Raw genomic sequence first — 18,821 nt, 5'->3', positions numbered from 1 at the left:
CCAGATCAGGCAAGCAGGTCAGCTTCTCCGTTCGAGACCACCAGGAAACAGGGCGGCAGATGCCCGAGGTCGCGTTTGATCAATTCGTGGGTGATCAGCTGGCGGCGTTCGTCGCGGGTGCTGTAGTCGGGAAATTCGATGAAGATCAGCTCCGCGCCGGAGGAGTATTTCGGCAATACGGTCCGCAATCTGACTTCTTCGTTGAGGCCGACGATTTCCGCCTCGATCCGGGCGGCGTCCAATACCTTGCGGATGCGCCTGACCTTCTCCTTGTCCATCGGCAGGAAGATGCGCAGCACGCTTTTGCGCCAGTTGCGATCAAGTTGCACGAGATAGGCGAGAATCGTCATCAGCGAACCGCCCGCCGAACTCTGCCACCAGATGTCGATGGTGCCGCCGTCGTACCGCTGCGGAGTGAAAGTGGTGCGTTCGTTGGCCAGCACCAGCGCATTGCGCCGGAAGTCCTCGACGATCATCTGGAGGTGGGAGAAGAAGGGCGGAATCCGTTCCGCTTTCGTCGGCCATCCCATCATCACGATATTTGGGCGGATCGGGTCGAGCGAATGGCTCTGCAGGATGATCCGCAACGCGCTGTCGAATTCCGGCGCGATCACCACCGACGGGAAGATCGGCCAGTCCCGCTCCTGGGCCAATTTGCGCAGCGCCTGCAGCTGCGGGGTGCGCCGTTCGCCGATATGCCGGGTGTCGCCGGAGATGATGATCTGGATCACGCTCAGGATTCCCCGTCGCTGGCTGAACAGTATCGCATAGTCGATCAGCGCGCCGCGCCGGACCGGATCGCCGGAGAGCACCGCGATCGTGGGCCGCCAGTTTTTGGGATGGAGCGGCAGCTGCGGCAGCTGGAGCAGCAGGGAGTGAATCCGGGAATAGACGAAGCCGCGCCGCGCGTCGCCGTAGGTCATCGACAGGTTGCGGAACCGGGTCCAGACGTACAACCCCGAAATCACCAGCAGCGCCACCACCGACAGCCAGAAGTCGATCAGGAACGACGCGAGAATGCAGGCCGCCGCGCCGTAGACCGCCACCGACCAGTGGAAGTAGCGGAACCGGGGTCGGAACGACGGGTTCGCGCCGATCGACTCCACGAACGCCGCGAGGTTGATGATCGCGTAGGTGAACAGAAAGAACAGCGAGACGAGTTCGCTCATCGCGTTGATCGGCGAATTTTCGGCCCCGGTCGAGTTGCGTCCGCTGATGCCGGCCCAGATCAGGATCGGCGTCACGATGATCAGCACCACCACGATCGCGCGGCGCGGTTCGTTCTGCGGCCCGACTCCGGCGCGGAACATGCCGATGCCGGGCAGCACGTTGTCCACGCCGAGGCTCTGCAGCACGCGCGGCGCGCCGAGCGCCCAGCCGAGCGCGGTGGAAAGCGTCGCGGCCTGCACGCCCGCCAGCACCATGAAGCCGAGGCCGAACAGCGCATTCCGGGTCAGGATCAGGTACGGTGTTTTGATCATCTCCTCGCGGGGAAAGCAGCCCGCCGCGACGATGATCTGCACGAGGTAAAGCCCCATCGCGGTGCCGAGGGCGTACAGGGTGCCGCGCGGGATGGAAATATGCGGTTTCCTGAGGTCGCCGGACATGTTCACTCCGGCCATGATGCCGGTCACCGCCGGAAAGAAGATCGCGAAGTACGGGATCAGCGAAGTCACGCCCTCCGCCGCTCCCCAGTTCGCCCGGAGATTCTCCAGCGAAAAGTTCCCGATCGGGCCGAGCAGGAAAAAGAGGATCGACAATCCGAGCACCGTCATGATCACGTATTGCGCCTTGATCGCCCAGTCCGCTCCCTTCCAGACCAGCAGGAAGATCATCGCCCCCAGCGCGAGGTTGATCGCCGGGAACCACGGGCGCAGCACCGGCCAGCCGGAGACGATCGCTTCGGAGGCGCCGAGGATGTTGAAAGGGATCGCCAGCGACTGCGATACGAAGAGCGTCAGCCCGATCGAAGTGCCGAACGAAGGGCCGAGCACCCGGCTGATCAGGTAATACGCGCCGCCGCCGCCCATATCGGTGTTGGTCGCGATGGCCGAGATGGAGAGCCCGGTCGCCAGCGTGATGCTGCCGCCGACGACCAGGATCAGGAACATGTGGAACAGTCCGACGCTGCCCAGCACGAAGTTGGTGCGCATGAACATCACCAGTCCGAGAATCGTCAGCAGGGCAGGGGTGTAGACGCCGGCGAAGGTGCCGAAATTATATCCGCCGGCAGCGGCGGGCTCCGTATGCTTGGTTTCTTCCATTTTCACTCCCGGATTTTCCAGATCCTGTACACATTTCTCCCTTGCCCTCTTCCTTATTCCCGTATTCTTAAAATAACCGAATCAATGTGCTTTTGCAAACGATTCGTTAAATTTTCATTTCAGTTTCTTGCATTTTCGCCTTTCTCCTGATATGATATGGAAAACGACTTCAAGCAAGCAATAAACCGGGGAGAGTATCATGAGCTTTTACAAGAAAGTCAACACCCTGTTCACCGAACATGAAAAACTGGTCAGCCGCAAAAATGTGAAGGAGAAGGGCAACGGCGTCTACTGCCGTTACAAATATCCGGTCCTGACCGCGGAACATGCGCCGGTATTCTGGCGTTACGACCTCAACAAGGAGACCAATCCGTTCCTGATGGAGCGCATCGGCGTGAATGCGACGCTGAATTCGGGCGCGATCAAGTTCGGCCGCCGCTACTGCCTGGTGGTCCGGGTGGAGGGGGCCGACCGCAAATCCTTCTTCGCGGTGGCGGAGAGTCCGAATGGAGTGGACAACTTCCGCTTTCGCGATTATCCGGTCACGATGCCGGAGACCGACGACCCCGACACCAACGTCTACGATATGCGAGTGGTTCACCATGAGGACGGCTGGATTTACGGCATTTTCTGCTCGGAACGCCCCGACCCGAACGCGGCTCCCGGCGATCTCTCCAGCGCCGTCGCCGCCGCCGGCATCGCCCGTACCCGCGATCTGGTGAACTGGGAGCGGCTGCCCGACCTGAAAACGAAGAGCCAGCAGCGCAACGTGGTGCTGCATCCGGAGTTCGTGGACGGGAAGTACGCGCTGTACACCCGCCCGCAGGACGGTTTCATCGACGCCGGTTCGGGCGGCGGCATCGGCTGGGCGCTGGTCGACGACATCACGAATGCCGAAATCAGGGAAGAAAAGATCATCGACTTCCGCAAATACCACACCATCAAGGAGGTCAAGAACGGCGAAGGCCCGGCTCCGATCAAGACCGGCGCGGGCTGGCTGCATCTGGCGCACGGAGTGCGGGGTTGCGCGGCGGGGCTTCGGTATGTGCTCTATATGTACATGACTTCGCTGGAGGACCCGTCGAAGGTGATCGCCTCCCCGGGCGGCGCGTTCCTGGTGCCGCAGGGCAAGGAGCGGGTCGGCGACGTCTCCAACGTGGTTTTTTCCAACGGCTGGATCGCGGACGACGACGGCACGGTCTACATCTATTACGCGTCGAGCGATACGCGCATGCACGTGGCGGTTTCAAGCGTCGAGCGGCTGGTGGACTACTGTATGAACACTCCGCCGGACGGCGGACGCTCCGCGCTGTCGGTCGAAGCGCTCGACAGCCTGATCGACCGCAATCTCGCTCTGCTCAAAAACTGTTGAAACGGATGCTGCCATGAACCGGTTTTATAAAAAATACATCGTTCCGCCGGATACGCGCGTATCGCTCGCCAAATACGATCCCGACGACACGCTCGACTTCAAAGACAAGGAGGCGGGGCTGGAGCTGCTGGCCGCGAACAACCGCCGGATCGCCCGGCTGCAGAACGACCTCTATTCCGAGGGCAAACAGTCATTGCTGATCGTGCTGCAGGCGCTCGACGCGGGCGGTAAGGACGGCACGATCAACAACGTGTTCGCCGCGATGAATCCGCAGGGATGCCGGGTGCAGTCCTTCAAGACGCCGACCCGGATCGAGCAGTCGCACGACTTTCTGTGGCGCGTCCACGCGGTAGCGCCGCAGAAGGGCGAAATCGTGATTTTCAACCGTTCTTACTATGAGGCGGTGCTGGTGGAGCGCGTGCATAAATTCGCGACGCCCGCCGAGCTGGACCGGCGCTACCTTGAGATCAACCGTTTCGAGGAGCTGCTGGCCGGGAGCGGCACGAAAATCGTGAAGTTCTATCTGCACATCGACAAGGATGAACAGCTGCGCCGCTTCGTGCGCCGGCTGAAACGCCCGGAAAAGCACTGGAAAATCTCCAGCAACGACTACCCGGAGCGGCAGTTCTGGGATCAGTATATCGAGGCGTTTGAAATCGCGCTGTCGCGCTGTTCGACCAAAGCCGCTCCGTGGTTCGTGGTGCCGGCCAATCATAAGTGGTTCCGCAACCTGGTGGTGTCGCAGATCCTGCTGCAGACGCTCGAATCGATGAATATCGAACTGCCCGCGCCGTCGGTGGACCTGCAGGAGACCCGGCGCCTCGCCGCGATCGAGCTTTCCCGGCAGCGCCACGAAAAGAAGCGGTTGAAGCTGAAAGCCAGAGGCTGAGGCTCCGGCGGGAGCGGGGGAAAACGGATGGAGCCGCTGTTTGCGGAGATATGCCGCCGGTACGGACTGGGGGAGTTGGAGTGCTCCCCGGTTCCGCTCACCGGCGGCTTTATGCACAAAATGTACGCCTTGTCCGCCGCGCGGGGGCGATATGCGCTGAAGCTGCTCAATCCGCACGTGATGCGCCGGGCGACCGCGATGGCGAACTACCGGACCGCCGAACGGCTGGAAACGCTTCTGGAGGAACACCGGCTGCCGATCCTGCCCGCGCTGGAATTCGGTGGCCGGAAGATGCAGGAGCTGGACGGGCGCTTTTTCTACCTGTTCGACTGGTACGGCGGCACGGCGTTGAAAGGCGTGGAGGTCGCGCCGGAACACTGCCGGAAGATCGGCCGCGTTCTCGCCCGTATCCATGCGGTTGACCGGAAGGAGGCGCCGTTTGAGCGGGAAAAGATGCACATCGACTGGGAGTCCCTGGCCGGTGCGCTGAGGCGTGAGAACGAGGAGCTTTACCGGCTTTTGCAGGAGAATCGCGGGATTCTGGAGCAGAGCGAGCGGAACGGCAACCAAGCCGCCGAGCGCATGCCGCCGCTGCTGGCGGTCTGCCACCGGGATATGGATTGCAAAAACGTGCTGTGGCGCGGCGGGGAGTTCCGGATCATCGATCTGGAGTGCCTCGGTTACTGGCATCCGTTTCTGGAGCTGTATGAGACGGCGCTCTGCTGGGCCGGATATGAGGAGTGCCGCCTGGAGCCGGAGCTGCTTTGCGCTTTCGTCGCTTCCTACGCCGAAGCGGGCGGGAAGCTGCCGGCGGACTGGGAGCTTCTCTACGATGCCGACTGCGGCCGCCTTGAGTGGCTGGAATACAACCTGCGGCGGGCGCTTGGTGTCGACTGCGGTGCGGATGAGCGGGAAATCGGCGTCGGCGAGGTCCGCGCCACAATCGCGCACGCAGCGTACTATCACCGCATGAAAAGCATCATTCTGGATTGCCTGCTCCGTTACAGCCAGTAAAGTACCGTGAAGCCTGACATCCTATCCCAGCACTTTGCATAGCAGCTAAAGTTTGACCAGAATCCCCGGTCCACATCCGCCGGATACGGCAAATTTCCCTCATGTTCCCGGAAGGCGTTGACGCTGCCGTCGACGCGCCAGTAGTTCAGCCAGACTGAATTGCCGGACTGATGGTTGTTCAAAGCCGGATCGTCGGCAATCAGCGCGAAATTCGCGCGGACGTTTCCGACTTTGCCGATCGTTCCGAGTTTGCCGAAATAGTAGTTGTCTTTTTCGGCTCTCCAACCCGTCTGGTAGGCCTGCGGATACATGAATTGCTCCAGGGAAAGTGTGCCGTACGAGGGACAGTAAAAATCCGGTTTCTTGTCACCCGGGCAGTAACCGATTTTCCGGACTGCGCTTCCGGAAGGAGGGATATTGTTTTCCCAGGGGGAACTGTAAGGTTGGAGAAACATGGTGAAAGCCGTATTGTCCCAGGCATAGTTGCCCATCTGGGTCACGACATAGTCGTCGTTGTCGGCGGCGTAAAGGACGGCATAGTTCCCCAGCTGTTTCAGATTGCTTTTGCAGGAGGTATCGTGTGCGCGGGAGCGCGCTTTGTTCAGTGCGGGCAGCATGATCGCCGCCAGAATCGCGATGATCGCTATCACCACGAGCAGCTCGATCAGCGTAAATTTTTTGCATACAGCGTCCGGCATGTCACTGTGCCGGGAAGATTTTTCAGATTGCATTTGCGACTCCTTGTCAAAATTATGTTTATTTATCCGGTTTGATGCCGTTCGCACGTGACCGTATCACGATACGTAAGCTCTGTCTGTCTTGCCGTACCGTTACCGGCCACGAGCGGGGGGATGTCATTTACTTCTTCAGGCGGAAACTGCCGGGAGCGCGGACCGCTCCCTCCAGCGAGAAGCCGGCCAGCCGGCCTTTGAAACCGCGTTCGAGATTCATGGAATTGCCGATGCGCGACAGGGAATTGACCGGATTCGTGCAGGTCGGAGCCGGAGCTTCTGCTGTTTTCCGGCCGTCCTGATAGATTTTCAGGGATTTCCCGTCATAAACGGCGGCCAGATGGGTCCATTTCCCGGCGGGAACCGCTTTGTCCGACTGGACGGACGCACCGGCGATGTGTCCGCCGCGCGTCAGGCGGGGACGGAGTTGGGCGTCCAGCAGGAGTTGAACTCCCATCTGGTCTTCGAACAGGACCATATCCGCCTCTTTCCGCTCCGGCTTTATCCACTGCTCGATGGTGAAGGGGCCGGTCGGCATGGCGCGGGCGGCGATTGCGACCACATCCGTGCCGTCGAAAGCGAGCACTGTCCGCTCCGTACCATCCGGTCCTGCTGCGTTTTCCCATTGCGGCACGGTATCTTTGTCACACCCCTGCCACCAGCCTTTCGAGCTGCCGAGCTGCGCCGGAATCGACCAGCCGGAGGTGGAAATCAACATGCCGTCTACCGGCTTATCGAAATCGTAGCGGACGGAGAAAATATCGGAATCCGCGACCGGCATGGCGACCACTCCGGGCCGTTTCAGGCGGGAGATGCGCTTCTTCCACAACGGCCAGTTTTCATCGAAGTCCGAACCGGTTACGATCACCGGCAGCCGGGTTTTGCCGTCGAAGCCTTCCGCGCGGTGCAGCGCCGGATTGCTGAATCCGAGCCGGCCGGAGACATCGGTCACCCGTACCACATACACATCTTCAGGCGAGCGCCGCCACTCCAGCGGCACGGTCCGCTCCCATACCGGCTTATGCAGGTGGTTGATCTCCAGTTCCGCGACGGGCCAGCCGTTGCGGAGCAATTCGGCTTTTCCGGCGAACATCCAGCTTTTCAGCATGATTTTAGCGACGGACCTGCCGTCCGGCCCCGCTTCGATCCGCAGCTCCGTTTCCGGGCCGGTCATGTCGTCCTGACGCAGCCGGAGGGTGCGCACGCTTTCGGTGCGGCCGGAACGGCGGACGATCGGATGCAGCTCCTTGTATTGCGGTTTTTCGCCGTTGCTGACCACGGCGGCCTGTACGCGCATCACCTTCCAGTCTTTCATCTCCTCGTGACGGAGCCGGAACGTCTTGACGGCCAGTTTTTTCGGATTCAGCTGAACCGGCGCGAACTCCTTCAGCAGCCTGCCGTCCGGGGCGAGCAGCCGTACCAGCGCCGAAGCCGGGGCCGTGGTGTAGCTGAAATTCATCACTTCAAACGTCAGGTCGTCGCCGAGGACCGTTTCGTCGTGGTAGGTGTAGATGACCTGCGGCGTCCGCTGCGGGGCAGGTTCGCCGCGCCATTTGGAGACGTATTCCCGGTTGATCCGCAGCAGGTTGTCGCGGTTGATCATGGAGGGTTCGAACTGGGTGCTTTCAATGTAGTCGTTCCAGGTGGTCAGGCAGACCCAGTCGACGTTGTTCGCGATGGAGGCCTCCCAGTTATGACGCAGCGTGCCGCTGTTCAGGAAGGGGCGGTAGTAGGAGGAACCCTGGCCGATATAGCCGATTGCGATGCCGCCGGCGAAAATCCCGTCGGGACGGTGCGCCTTCAGGGCGGCGCGTCCGTTGGCGAGGCGCTGTTTCATCTCATCCGGAGTGAAGCCGTTGCAGCCGAAATCGTAGAACCCCTCGAAACCGCGCAGCGCATCCGCGAGTTTGTCCGGCTCGCTCCACATTGAAGTTTCATGGGCCGGCTGGACCAGATAGTACGCATCCAGCCCCTGTTTTTTCAATTCCGCCCGGACCGCCAGCCAGTCGTCGATCTTCTTTCCCGCGATATTGTACACGAAGATCACCATTTTCCCGTCGATCCGGCAGGCGTTGGGATGATCTTTGCAGGTCGCGATGAATTTGCCGAGATGCTCGATCAGGTACGCATTGTCATAATCCAGACGGTCTATGCACAGCGCCACTTTGAACGGAGTACCTTCCGCGTCCCGAAAAAAACGGTTCAGGCCGCCGACATAGCTGTTCGGATTGACGATGTCCACGCAGAAGCCGTCCACCCCGTAGGCGAGCGCCGTTTCAATCTGTTTACGGGCGCCGAAGAAAATGCCGGAATCCCATTGGAGGTTTTTTCCCAGCAGCGTCCGGTCTCCGAAAGGCGCCAGCATCCAGCTTCCCGGCGAACGCATCGCCAGATCATAGCCGTCGGTCTGGTTGAAGCCCCAGCCGACATAATGCGCCCAGCACATTTTCTGTCGTCGGGGATCTTCCGCCGCAGTCAATACGGCCAGGAATCCGATCAGGCTGCATAAAATCATGAATCGCTTGTGTTTCATCTATTCTCCTTTCGGTTGATTGAAATCCATTCTGAAGTCAAATGGAGCTCCGCATGACCAGTTTGGGTTCGATTTTCAGTTGCTGCGGCATTTTTCCGTTTGCGCCGGTCAGGGCGGCCGTCAGCAGTTCCGCCGTGTACTCGCCGAATTTGGTCCGGTCGGTTTCGATGCAGGAGAGCGGCGGCTGGAAATAGGGAGCCAGATTGGATTCTCCGCTGAAACAGAGTACCGCCAGTTGTTCCGGCACTTTCAGCCCCAGCTCATGCGCCGCCCGCAATGCCGCCATCCCTCCGACCAGCGAGGCGGAAAAGATCGCGGTGAAATCCGCTTTGCCGCTCCGCAGAAGCCTGAAAAGCCCCTGATAGGTCCCCTCGAGCGGATCTTCAAAGACATGCGGATGGCTGTCGAAATAAAGTTCGTCGCCCGCCGGAATCCGCAGCCGGTCGGCGGCGGATTGAAAACCGCGCCGGCGTTCCCGCATCGTGGTCTCATCCGGTTGGTCTTTCAGGAACAGGATGCGGCGATGGCCGTGTTCGTACAATGTCTCCGCCGCCAGTTCGCCGACCCGGAAATCGTTGGTGCACACATTGTTGATTTGAGGATGGCGCAGATGTTGCAGCAACACGGCAACCGGCCGCGCGGGTTTCAGAAGAAGTTTCACGAATTCATCGGTCAGGTATTCCGCCGGCGGAATCAGGACCATTGCGTCGCATTCGCCGATGACCCGGCAGAAATCCAGTTCGCGGCCGGAGCGGAAACAGTACTGATTGAATTTCCAGTTCCGCTTCTGCCCGGCTTCATAGACGCTTTGAGTGATTGCGTCGAGATCGCCGGAGGAAAAGTCAGGCCGGACCATGCTGATCCGGGCCGATGCCCGCTCGAACCGTTCCGCGATCCGGTAACGCTGCTTTCCCAGCGGCCGGTAGATCACTCCGTCGTCGGACAAGACTTTCAGCGCCCGGATCGCCGTGCCGTGCGAAATCCCCAGCCGCCGCGTCAGTTCGCTGGCCACCGGAAGGCTTTCGCCCGGCGGCAGTGTATTGGCCAGCTCGCGGATTCGCACCGCCGCCCGGTAGTGTTTGGTTTCATTCAGCAATTTCGGCATATCGGTTCCTTAGTCGGACTAAAGTTATTCTATTTAAGTCAACCTGAATTGAAATCCGGGAAGATAACGGAAGAATAATTTAGGCCAACTAAGTATATTATACTATATTCTGCTGTCAATGTCAAGAGACAAATGGAAAATTATCGGGAAAAGTGATGACTGCGGCTGTTGCAAAATTCCGGCCGCCGCGAAGCATCCCGTGACCTCTGTCGGCTGCGTCTGCAAATATCTGCCGGTCGCGGCCCGGCTGCGGGAGCCGATCCGGGGGGAGGCGGGGGATTCCGGTGACGCAAGCGCGACACCTGCGGCGGACAGATCGTCGGGTAGAATACGCATGTGTCCGCCCGGCAGCGGATGTTGTTCGGCGAAGTCGCCGCGGTACGGGGGAATCAGCAACAGCGGCGCGAAGCGCGCCTGTTGCGATTTACGATATGGCGGCAGGTCACTGACGCTGCAGTTCTTTGAGCAGTTCGGCGTGGATCAGGCCGTTGGTGGCGCAGATTCCGGCCTCCGGCCAGCGGTTTCGGCCGGCCAGGTCGGTGACGCGGCCGCCGGCTTCCTGCAGGATCAGCGCGCCGGCGGCGACGTCGTAGAGGTTGAGGCAGAACTCCCAGTAGCCGTCGAACCGTCCGGCGGCGACGTTGCAGAGGTCCAGCGCGGCGGAGCCGTTGCGACGGATACCCTGAATCTGCCGCACAATGCCCGGCAGCAGTTCCAGATTGTCGGGCCGGATTCCGGCACGTACACAGGCAAAGCCGGTGGCCAGCAGCGAATCCGCGAGCGCGGCACAGCCGGAAACCCGGAGCGGTTGGCCGTTCAGGGCGGCTCCGTGCCCGGCAGCCGCGGCGTACAGTTCGTTCAGCCGGGGGGAGTAGACGACTCCGGCCACGGTTTTTCCCTGCTTCTGCAGTGCGATGGAGATCGAGTAGTACGGGAAACCGTGGATGAAGTTGACGGTGCCGTCGATCGGGTCGATCACCCAGCGGTACTCACCGGCCCCGGCGGTTTCGCCGCTCTCTTCGCCGAAAATGCCGTGATCCGGAAAGCGCTCCCGGATCCGGCCGGTCAGGTACGCTTCGACCTTGCGGTCGGTCTCAGTCACCAGATCCGTCGGCGTCCCTTTCACGTGGATTTCGGAGGCGGTCAGGCGGCTGCCGCCTTCCACTGCGATTTTTCCCGCCTCCACTGCGATTTCGCGGATAAAGCCGAGCATTTTCCGGCCCCTTTATTTAGAGTTTATCAACTAATAAACCAAAACGTTCTGACTTGCGGCGGAAATCCATCCGCTTGTCCGTAAAAATCATCGATAATTCCATGATTGCCGATTTTTTCAGGTTTCGCAACTGAAATTTCGGCGCGGCGTCATAACCTTTCTTTATTAGTTGATAAGCTCTTAATCGAATATATCGTAAGACATGTCCGTGAAGCCGGTGGCCTCCGCCATGTCGATATCACGGCTGGTGAACGGCAGCAGCAGGATGGTCCAGTTGACGTATTCGGATTTGGCGATGATGTCGGACACCACCCGGATCGGCTGGCGGCTTTTCGCTTCGAGCATCACTAGGCTGAATTTGCCGTAGCCGCTGCGGATGATCCGCTTGAACAGCGGAATTTCCGGAATCGCGAAGCTCAGGTCCGTATTCGGCAGCGGAATCGGCAGCTGGGGAGTGCCGATCATGAATTTGTTGCTGTCCGTCGCCAGAGCGCCGGAGATCACCTGAACGATCACCTCGGCTTCTTTTTCGTCTTTCAGCACGATCGCACCGGATTGGCTGAAATGCAATTCGACGAAACCCTGCACATAGGCTTTGTCCACCTGCGTGGCCAGGTTGGCATAATCCATCCAGACTTTTTTCCCTTTGAATTCCTCTACATTCACGCTGCCGATGCTGCGTTCGACGACTGACGAGAGCAGCATCTGCTCGATTGCCGAGCGGGAGGTGTTGGTGATGTTCGGGTCCGCGCATCCCGCGGCCAGCAGGGCCACGGCTGCGCCGGCGAGCAGGAGCCGGGAAAAGCCTTTCATGATTGATCCTGTTTGATGCGAGGCTTGCCAAATGTACGGGTTGCCCCAGGGTTACGGTAAAGCCGGGGAAAAAAAACAGGAATTCTCCGATTCCGGCCGTCCCCCCCGGACGGTGTTTTTCTGACAGTGCCGATCTATTTATTGTTCTGTTCTTTGAGACGCTCCACATCCTGTTTCGCGAATTCGATCACCTGATCGAACCTGGCGGCATTGGAGGAGTCGGCTTCCACCAGCGTCTGGTGCGCCTCAGTGACGGTTTCCGCGGTGGTCAGGAGGTCCCGGCGGTCGTGGCTTGCGCTTGCCCACTCCGCCGGAGCATCCGGATCAGCGCCGTCGATAAAGGTGAAAAGTTTATTGACGCCGAGGTCGCGCAGCAGTTTTTTCAGGGTGTCGTTCGCGTTATACAGTTCGACGCCCGCCTTGAAGCGGCGCGCCTTCAATCCGATCATGGACAATACGCCCATGAACGTACTGTCCATTGCGACACACTCGCCGAGATCGATCCGGAAGCATTTGAACGTTTCGAGCGTCTTGGCCAGCTCCCGCAGCGGCACCGCGTATTCGAAATTGGCGCGTCCCGCCGCCTTGACGGAATAGACGCCGTCGCGGTGCGAGATCAACAGGTCGGTTTCTTTCATCTTCAGTTTCCTCGTGTTCAATGGTTGATGGCCGCCGGGGAACCGTCAGTTGTGCTCCAGCACCGCCTTGATCCGGCGTACGCCGCGACTGGAACTCTCCTCCTTGACGATCCGGAAATGACCAAGTTCCCCGGTGTGCGACGCATGGGGGCCTCCACAGATCTCCTTGCTGGCGTCGCCCATCGTGTAAACCTTGACGTTGGCAGTGTACTTGTTTTCAAACAGTCCCATCGCGCCGCTCTTTTTGGCCTCCTCGACGCTCATCTCCTCGCAGGTGATCGGCAGGTCGCGCCGGATCGCGTCGTTGACGAGATCCTCGGCCTGTTTGAGCTGTTCCGGCGTCATCTTTTCCTCGTGCGAAAAGTCGAACCGCAGCCGCTCGGCGGTGATATTCGAACCGCGCTGCTCGACATGTTCGCCGAGCACCTTGCGCAGCGCCGCCTGCAGGAGATGGGTCGCGCTGTGCAGCCGGGCGGTTTCCTCTGAGCTGTCCGCCAGGCCGCCCTTGAATTTCTGTTCTGCTCCGGCGCGGCTCAGCTCCTGATGCCTGGCGAACGCGGCGTCATAACCGGCCCGGTCCACCTCGAAGCCCTTCTCTTTGGCCATTTCGACCGTGAGTTCGATCGGGAAGCCGTAGGTTTCGTAGAGGTTGAATGCGTTTTTGCCGGAAATCACCTTCTTTGTGATGTGCGGCGGCACGCGGTCGATCAGCTTCTGGAATTCGTGGGTGCCCTTTTCCAGCGTGATCGCGAACTGTTTTTCCTCGCGGTCAAGCTCCTCTTTGATCACGGCGGCTTTTTCACGCAGCTCCGGATAGACGTCGCCGAACTCCCCGATCACCGCTTCGGCGATCTGCGAGGTGAAATGCCCTTCGATGCCGAGCTTGCGCCCCTCGCGGATCGCGCGGCGGATCAGGCGGCGCAGCACATACGGCTGGTCCACCTTGCCGGGCGTGATGCCGTCGGCGAGGATGAAAGTCGCGGCGCGGAGGTGGTCGGCGATGATGCGTTCGGAGCTGGAGCGGGCGCCCTCGACCGGTTCGACCTTGCGGATTTCGTCGAGCTTCGCGAAGATCGGCGCGAAGATTTCGGTTTCATAGCAGCTGGTCTTGCCCTGCAGGATGGCGGTCACGCGCTCAAGGCCCATGCCGGTGTCGACATTCTTCTGGGCGAGCGGCTCGAACGTGCCGTCGGCGGTCTTGTTGTACTGCATGAACACGTCGTTCCAGATTTCAACCCAGCGTTTGTCGGCGGGATCGAAGACTTCGGGAGCCGGAAGCGGACCGGTCCAGTAGAACATCTCGGTATCCGGGCCGCAGGGGCCGGTGACGCCGGCGGGGCCCCACCAGTTGTCCTTTTTGCCGAGTTTCGCGATGCGCGCTTCGGGAATGCCGTGGGATTTCCAGATTTCAAACGCTTCCGCGTCGAACGGGCAGTCCTCGTCGCCTGCGAACACGGTGACGGCCAGCATCTCCACCGGAATATTCAGGTTCTCTTTGCCGGTCAGGAATTCGAAGCTGAAGCCGATCGCCTCTTTTTTGAAATAGTCGCCGAGCGACCAGTTGCCGAGCATTTCAAAGAAAGTCAGGTGCACGGCGTCGCCGACTTCGTCGATGTCGCCGGTGCGGATGCACTTCTGGAAGTCGGTCAGGCGACGTCCGGCCGGGTGCTTCGCGCCCTGCAGATAGGGGACCAGCGGGTGCATCCCGGCGGTGGTGAACAGACAGGTCGGGTCGTTTTCTGGGATGACCGGCGCGCTCTTGATCTCCTGATGGCCTTTGCTTTTGAAAAATTCGATATATTTGCGGCGGATGTCTGCTTCTTTCATGATTTTCTTCTGATATCCTAAACAAAAATGTTGAAGTTCTGAAAACTCAATCGCAATTGATTAATCTACCTTGCTTTCCCGGAATTTCAAGCCTCGCAGCCGGGGACTTTCTTGACTTTTAGCGGAAAAAAGCTATATTCCTGATATGAGCGGCCGCAGTTATGGAGACGCGGCTGCGAAACAAACTCAAATTGAGGAGAGAAGAAATGAAAAAAGTGATGTTGTTCGCGATGTTCGCCGGTGCCGTGATGTTCCTCGCCGCCGGTTGCTGCAGTACCGGAGGCAGCTGTGACAAGGCTGCCTCCGGCTGCCCGGTCAAGGCGACCTGTCCGATGAAAGACTCGAAGCAGTGCCCGAAAGATGTGAAGGCCTGTCCGGCGGATGCGAAAGCCTGCGCCGCGAAGAAGGCTTCCAAGGCCTGTCCGTGCGGCGACAAGTGTCCGGGCGCCGGCTGCACCGCCTGTGCGACGGCGATGGCCAAGTAACGCACCCGCCTCCATACGATCGAGCCGGAGCGGAAGGGCTTACTTCTGAAGTGAGCGTTTTCCGCTTCGGTTTTTTTATCACCGCCTTGACGAAAACGCGGTTCCGGTGTATTTTCTGTTTTTGCATGAATTTCAATCACAGTTATGAAAGATACATCATGGGCGATAACGGTTCCTCGCGGGAAACACTGGGTTCCCGGCTCGGCTTCATCCTGTTGACCGCGGGATGCGCGATCGGTCTCGGCAACATCTGGCGTTTTCCTTTCGTGACCGGCCAGAACGGCGGCGCGCTTTTCGTACTGATCTATCTGGTTTTCCTGTTCATGCTCGGCTTTCCCGTGATGGTGATGGAGCTTTCGCTCGGCCGCGCCAGCAGGCGCAATCTCTATGGCGCCTACAAGACCCTGCCGAAGGGAAGTTCCTTCAAGTGGCACTGGCCGGGTGCGGTGTTCTTCACCGGCAGCGCTTTCCTGATGATCTTCTACACCACCGTGACCGGCTGGATGATCGCCTATGCGGTCAACTACCTGAACGGTTCGGTGGCCGCTTTGGGGAATGAGAAGGAAATTATCGGTTATTTCAACGGTTTTCTCGCCTCTCCGGGACGCAATGTCGGATATATGCTGCTGACCGTTCTGATCGGTTCGGTCACCTGCTACCTCGGACTGCAGAAGGGAGTGGAGCGGATCACCAAGCTGATGATGGCCGGATTGTTCCTGCTGCTGCTCGGCCTCTGCATCCGCAGCTGCACGCTGCCCGGCGCCTCCGCCGGTCTGAGCTTCTATCTGAAGCCGTCGCTGGAGCCGCTGGAAACCGTCGGCTTGTTCAATATCATCGTCGCCGCGCTCGGGCAGGCTTTTTTCACATTGAGTCTCGGCGTCGGCAGCATCGCGATCTTCGGCAGCTACATCGACCGCGACCATTCGCTCGCCAAGGAATCGCTCGTGATCATCGCGCTGGACACCATCGTGGCGATTCTGGCCGGCGTGATCATTTTTCCCGCCTGTTTCAGCTACGGAGTGGACGCCGGTTCCGGGCCGGGGCTGGTTTTCATCTCGCTGCCGAACGTGTTCAACCACATGCCCGGCGGACGCTGGTGGGGCGTGCTGTTCTTCCTGTTCCTCAGCTCGGCGGCGCTGACCACCGTGATCGCGGTGTTTGAAAACCTGATCGCCTTCATGATCGACGAATGGCGTCTGTCGCGCCGCAAAGCCGTATTGCTCAACGGCGTCGGCATCGGAGTGCTGTCGCTGCCCTGCGCGCTCGGTTACAACCTGCTCAAGTGGATCGAACCGCTCGGCAAGGGCAGCACCATCCTCGATCTCGAAGACTACATCGTCAGCGACAACCTGCTGCCGCTCGGTTCGCTCTACATCGTGCTCTTCATCGCCGCGGGGTGGGGCTGGAAAAACTTCATCGCCGAAGCCAACTCCGGCCACGGCGTCAAATTCCCCGGCTGGGTGCGCGTCTACGTCTGCTGGATCATTCCGCTGCTGATCTTCGGCCTCTTCGCAATCGGCTTTTACCGGCGTTGGCTCCAATAACTCACGCCGTGTGCAGGTTTCCAAACCGGGATTTGCTACTTGCGCCGTTCTTTGCCGCCGGGTGTCTCCGGCGGGGGCAGGGGCTGTTCGCGGGTGTCCTGCCGGTCGGACAGCGTGAATTGCAGGATCGTGATGATCAGCAGCAGCAGGAACGCCTGCGCCACCAGAATCGCCGCCGTCCGGAAGTCGCCCCAGAATACCGGCAGAATGCCGAGCCCGATACAGAGCGCCATCAGATGCACCAGCATCACCGCCTGCTTGCGGGAGAGCCCCATCCGCACAAACCGGTGCGAAATGTGGTTGTGGTCGCCGATCCAGAAGGGCTTGCGGTTTCTGGTGCGGATCAGCACCACCATCGCGGTGTCGAAAAGCGGCAGCGCCAGAATGAACAGCGGCAGCAGAATCGGGAAACGCGAATGTGAAAAATCAATGCCGAAATAGGTGATCCCCGCCGAAATCACCGCCGCCATATAACCGAGAAAGTGACTTCCGGAATCCCCCATGAAGATCGTCGCCGGATTGAAGTTGTAGAACCAGAAACCGGCTCCCACACCACAGGTCAGCGCCGCCAGCGCCGCGATGAAGAACTGATGGTTCAGGGCTGCCAGAATCGTGAAGAAGCCCATCGCGATCGTCACGGTTCCGACCGCGAGACCGTCCATATTGTCGAAGAAATTGATCGAATTCATCAGCAGCATGATCCAGAAAACGGTCAGCGCCCCCGTGATCCAGTTGTTGTCGATGAACACGTTGATCCGCACGCCGCCCAACCATACCGCGATCAGCGCGATCACGAACTGCCCCCCGAACTTCTGCGCCGCCGTCAGCGCCCATTTGTCGTCGATCAGCCCGAGCATCACCGACAGGAACGCACCGAGCGCAATGAACAGCAGCGGCCGCGAAACCGCCTGCATCCCCGCGAGGTGTTCGGACAGCACCTCCGAAAAATAAGGCACCCATCCCGAAGTCGCCGCCGTCACCCCCGCCGTCAGGCAGAGAATCCACGCCGTGAACATCGCCGCGCCGCCCAGCAGCGGCGTCGCCTTCCGGTGTCCCTTGTGGTTCGCCTGCGGCCGGTCCATGAAATCCGTCTTTTCCGCCAGCCATTGAAACAACGGCGTATCTACCAGCGTCAGAATCACGCCCCCGAGAAACGCAAACAAATAAATCTGATTCCACATACTCATATTTACCTCCGAAGATGCCTCCGGCGGCCTCCCCCCTGCCGGGAGTGCCTCCGGCGGCCGGGGGCGTTTCGCCCCCCGGACCATCAGACCGGCAAGGTGCCGGCGCCGGGTACGGTTTTAAGATTTTTGCATAGCAAAAATCTTAAAACCGGGCATCTTTATTTTATTGTCGTTAACAATTTTAAACCGTTGTTTTATTAAATGTCATGTGTAATTGGAAAGCGGAGCTGAAACTTATCCGGCTTTGCCGGACAAACCTTTCGGACTTCCGCATTCCAAGATCACCTGACGACCTTATTGCATTGCTATCCCCGTCTTTTAAATACCCCGGTTTTGAATTTTTACTGTGTAAAAATTCAAAACCGTACCCGGCACCGGCACCTTGCCGGTCTGGGGGACCGGGGGGCGAAGCGCCCCCGGCCGCCGGAGGCAAAGTTCCGCCTATGCGGTAGTGAGGCGGCGGACGTATTCAAAGAGAAAGACGGTGGCGGCCTGGGCTGCGTTCAGCGATTCGTAGTTGCCGGGCATCGGGATGGTGACGCGCCGGGCGGCGGCAAGATCGTTGACGCCGTTGGCTTCGCCTCCGATCACGACGACGCTGCGCTGGAAAAGGTCGGGAGCGGTGAAGCAGCTTTCGCCCTGATGCGGGTCCGTCAGGAAAACTTTATCGTAACCGAATCTTGCGGCGGCGGCGCGGAGTGTTTCGAGGTTTTCGAAGCAGCGGAGCTTCAGCGCGAACTGGACGCCGAGGCCGGAGCGGATCGCCTTGTCGCCGTAGGGATCGATGGAGCCTTTGGTGTACCAGAGTTCATCGAGGCCGGTGGAACGCAGGGTGCGGCAGACGGTTCCGAAGTTGCCGGGATCGCCGAGGCCGTCGAGCGCGAAAATGAACGGGACTTCGGGAGGTGTTTCTTCTCCGGGCGGAGCGGGGATCGCGGCGACGGCGAGGATTCCCTGTGAGTTGACGGTCCCGGCGAACTCCGCGAAGCGGGATTCGCTGAGCGAATAGAGAGCGCCGGAGACGGGACCGTACTCCGCGAGGCCGCGTTCCGTGGCGACCGTGAAGCGCACCAGCTCCGGGCGGCGCGCGAAAAGTTCACCGACGGCCCGCACGCCTTCGCAGACACAGTACCCGGATTTGCGCCGTCCGTGTCGCGTGTACAGCGACCGGAGCAGCGTTTCGAGTTTCCGGGTGAGTTCCATTGT

Annotated in this window: 15 protein-coding genes; 5 read left to right on the top strand and 10 right to left on the bottom strand. The window is 59.8% G+C overall.

Annotated elements, in window-relative coordinates; all coding sequences use genetic code 11:
* Nucleotides 1–5 precede the first annotated feature (5 nt).
* Nucleotides 6–2,264, bottom strand: coding sequence for an APC family permease (locus C8D82_RS16060; protein WP_133245237.1), 2,259 nt, complete (start codon nucleotides 2,262–2,264; stop codon nucleotides 6–8).
* Nucleotides 2,265–2,463: 199 nt separating this feature from the next.
* Here C8D82_RS16060 and C8D82_RS16055 point away from each other — a divergent pair, with 199 nt between their 5' ends.
* From C8D82_RS16055 to C8D82_RS16045, 3 genes are read left to right on the top strand one after another with little or no spacing between them, the layout of a single operon-like run.
* Nucleotides 2,464–3,636, top strand: a complete 1,173-nt coding sequence (locus C8D82_RS16055) for a glycoside hydrolase family 130 protein (protein ID WP_187144107.1) — start codon at nucleotides 2,464–2,466, stop codon at nucleotides 3,634–3,636.
* Between the two features lie 13 nt (nucleotides 3,637–3,649).
* Entirely contained in the window at nucleotides 3,650–4,525 is an 876-nt protein-coding gene (locus tag C8D82_RS16050) for a polyphosphate kinase 2 family protein (RefSeq protein WP_116885302.1), read from the top strand.
* A gap of 27 nt (nucleotides 4,526–4,552) precedes the next feature.
* The gene (locus tag C8D82_RS16045; RefSeq protein WP_116885301.1) at nucleotides 4,553–5,539 is read left to right on the top strand and encodes a phosphotransferase; all 987 of its coding nucleotides are present in this window, start codon (nucleotides 4,553–4,555) and stop codon (nucleotides 5,537–5,539) included.
* Here the strand turns inward: C8D82_RS16045 and C8D82_RS22185 are convergent.
* From C8D82_RS22185 to C8D82_RS16010, 7 genes are all read right to left on the bottom strand, one after another.
* A complete protein-coding gene (locus C8D82_RS22185; protein WP_116885300.1) occupies nucleotides 5,527–6,270 on the bottom strand; it encodes a type II secretion system protein in 744 nt (247 codons plus the stop codon). The two genes, C8D82_RS16045 and C8D82_RS22185, sit on opposite strands and share 13 nt — an antisense overlap.
* Before the next feature lie 127 nt (nucleotides 6,271–6,397).
* On the bottom strand, nucleotides 6,398–8,803 hold the full coding sequence (locus tag C8D82_RS16035; protein WP_116885299.1) for an endo-1,3-alpha-glucanase family glycosylhydrolase: 2,406 nt from the start codon (nucleotides 8,801–8,803) through the stop codon (nucleotides 6,398–6,400).
* A 37-nt stretch (nucleotides 8,804–8,840) separates the two neighbouring features.
* Nucleotides 8,841–9,908 carry a LacI family DNA-binding transcriptional regulator gene (locus C8D82_RS16030; protein ID WP_116885298.1) on the bottom strand — a complete coding sequence of 356 codons (1,068 nt, stop codon included), beginning with the start codon at nucleotides 9,906–9,908 and terminating at the stop codon, nucleotides 8,841–8,843.
* A 442-nt stretch (nucleotides 9,909–10,350) separates the two neighbouring features.
* The gene (locus tag C8D82_RS16025; RefSeq protein ID WP_116885297.1) at nucleotides 10,351–11,121 is read right to left on the bottom strand and encodes an inositol monophosphatase family protein; all 771 of its coding nucleotides are present in this window, start codon (nucleotides 11,119–11,121) and stop codon (nucleotides 10,351–10,353) included.
* Nucleotides 11,122–11,301: 180 nt separating this feature from the next.
* On the bottom strand, nucleotides 11,302–11,934 hold the full coding sequence (locus C8D82_RS16020) for a DUF6655 family protein (RefSeq protein ID WP_116885296.1): 633 nt from the start codon (nucleotides 11,932–11,934) through the stop codon (nucleotides 11,302–11,304).
* A gap of 134 nt (nucleotides 11,935–12,068) precedes the next feature.
* Nucleotides 12,069–12,572: an STAS domain-containing protein gene (locus C8D82_RS16015; RefSeq protein ID WP_116885295.1), complete on the bottom strand. Its 504-nt coding sequence runs from the start codon at nucleotides 12,570–12,572 to the stop codon at nucleotides 12,069–12,071.
* A 45-nt stretch (nucleotides 12,573–12,617) separates the two neighbouring features.
* A complete protein-coding gene (locus tag C8D82_RS16010) occupies nucleotides 12,618–14,399 on the bottom strand; it encodes an alanine--tRNA ligase (RefSeq protein WP_116885294.1) in 1,782 nt (593 codons plus the stop codon).
* Between the two features lie 206 nt (nucleotides 14,400–14,605).
* Here C8D82_RS16010 and C8D82_RS16005 point away from each other — a divergent pair, with 206 nt between their 5' ends.
* Together C8D82_RS16005 and C8D82_RS16000 are read left to right on the top strand one after the other, a co-directional pair.
* On the top strand, nucleotides 14,606–14,884 hold the full coding sequence (locus tag C8D82_RS16005; RefSeq protein WP_116885293.1) for a hypothetical protein: 279 nt from the start codon (nucleotides 14,606–14,608) through the stop codon (nucleotides 14,882–14,884).
* Nucleotides 14,885–15,042: 158 nt separating this feature from the next.
* A complete protein-coding gene (locus C8D82_RS16000) occupies nucleotides 15,043–16,428 on the top strand; it encodes a sodium-dependent transporter (protein WP_116885313.1) in 1,386 nt (461 codons plus the stop codon).
* A gap of 35 nt (nucleotides 16,429–16,463) precedes the next feature.
* On the opposite strand, the gene C8D82_RS15995 is transcribed toward C8D82_RS16000, so the two are convergent.
* Entirely contained in the window at nucleotides 16,464–17,609 is a 1,146-nt protein-coding gene (locus C8D82_RS15995; RefSeq protein WP_207776160.1) for an MraY family glycosyltransferase, read from the bottom strand.
* A gap of 447 nt (nucleotides 17,610–18,056) precedes the next feature.
* Nucleotides 18,057–18,818 carry a TrmH family RNA methyltransferase gene (locus C8D82_RS15990; RefSeq protein ID WP_116885291.1) on the bottom strand — a complete coding sequence of 254 codons (762 nt, stop codon included), beginning with the start codon at nucleotides 18,816–18,818 and terminating at the stop codon, nucleotides 18,057–18,059.
* Between the last annotated feature and the right edge of the window lie 3 nt (nucleotides 18,819–18,821).

Origin of the sequence: Victivallis vadensis (assembly GCF_003096415.1) — a bacterium.
In the GTDB taxonomy this organism is placed as follows: domain Bacteria; phylum Verrucomicrobiota; class Lentisphaeria; order Victivallales; family Victivallaceae; genus Victivallis; species Victivallis vadensis.
This window is presented reverse-complemented; position numbering and strand designations above follow the sequence as displayed.

Excerpts from the sequence above, each read along its gene's own strand:
- C8D82_RS16015 (WP_116885295.1), bottom strand. The coding sequence starts at position 12,572 with ATGAAAGAAACCGACCTGTTGATCTCGCACCGCGACGGCGTCTATTCC.
- C8D82_RS16005 (WP_116885293.1), top strand. The coding sequence starts at position 14,606 with ATGAAAAAAGTGATGTTGTTCGCGATGTTCGCCGGTGCCGTGATGTTC.
- C8D82_RS22185 (WP_116885300.1), bottom strand. The coding sequence starts at position 6,270 with ATGCAATCTGAAAAATCTTCCCGGCACAGTGACATGCCGGACGCTGTA.
- C8D82_RS16010 (WP_116885294.1), bottom strand. The coding sequence starts at position 14,399 with ATGAAAGAAGCAGACATCCGCCGCAAATATATCGAATTTTTCAAAAGC.
- C8D82_RS16045 (WP_116885301.1), top strand. The coding sequence starts at position 4,553 with ATGGAGCCGCTGTTTGCGGAGATATGCCGCCGGTACGGACTGGGGGAG.
- C8D82_RS16020 (WP_116885296.1), bottom strand. The coding sequence starts at position 11,934 with ATGAAAGGCTTTTCCCGGCTCCTGCTCGCCGGCGCAGCCGTGGCCCTG.
- C8D82_RS16025 (WP_116885297.1), bottom strand. The coding sequence starts at position 11,121 with ATGCTCGGCTTTATCCGCGAAATCGCAGTGGAGGCGGGAAAAATCGCA.
- C8D82_RS16060 (WP_133245237.1), bottom strand. The coding sequence starts at position 2,264 with ATGGAAGAAACCAAGCATACGGAGCCCGCCGCTGCCGGCGGATATAAT.
- C8D82_RS15990 (WP_116885291.1), bottom strand. The coding sequence starts at position 18,818 with ATGGAACTCACCCGGAAACTCGAAACGCTGCTCCGGTCGCTGTACACG.
- C8D82_RS16050 (WP_116885302.1), top strand. The coding sequence starts at position 3,650 with ATGAACCGGTTTTATAAAAAATACATCGTTCCGCCGGATACGCGCGTA.
- C8D82_RS16055 (WP_187144107.1), top strand. The coding sequence starts at position 2,464 with ATGAGCTTTTACAAGAAAGTCAACACCCTGTTCACCGAACATGAAAAA.
- C8D82_RS15995 (WP_207776160.1), bottom strand. The coding sequence starts at position 17,609 with ATGTGGAATCAGATTTATTTGTTTGCGTTTCTCGGGGGCGTGATTCTG.
- C8D82_RS16030 (WP_116885298.1), bottom strand. The coding sequence starts at position 9,908 with ATGCCGAAATTGCTGAATGAAACCAAACACTACCGGGCGGCGGTGCGA.
- C8D82_RS16035 (WP_116885299.1), bottom strand. The coding sequence starts at position 8,803 with ATGAAACACAAGCGATTCATGATTTTATGCAGCCTGATCGGATTCCTG.
- C8D82_RS16000 (WP_116885313.1), top strand. The coding sequence starts at position 15,043 with ATGGGCGATAACGGTTCCTCGCGGGAAACACTGGGTTCCCGGCTCGGC.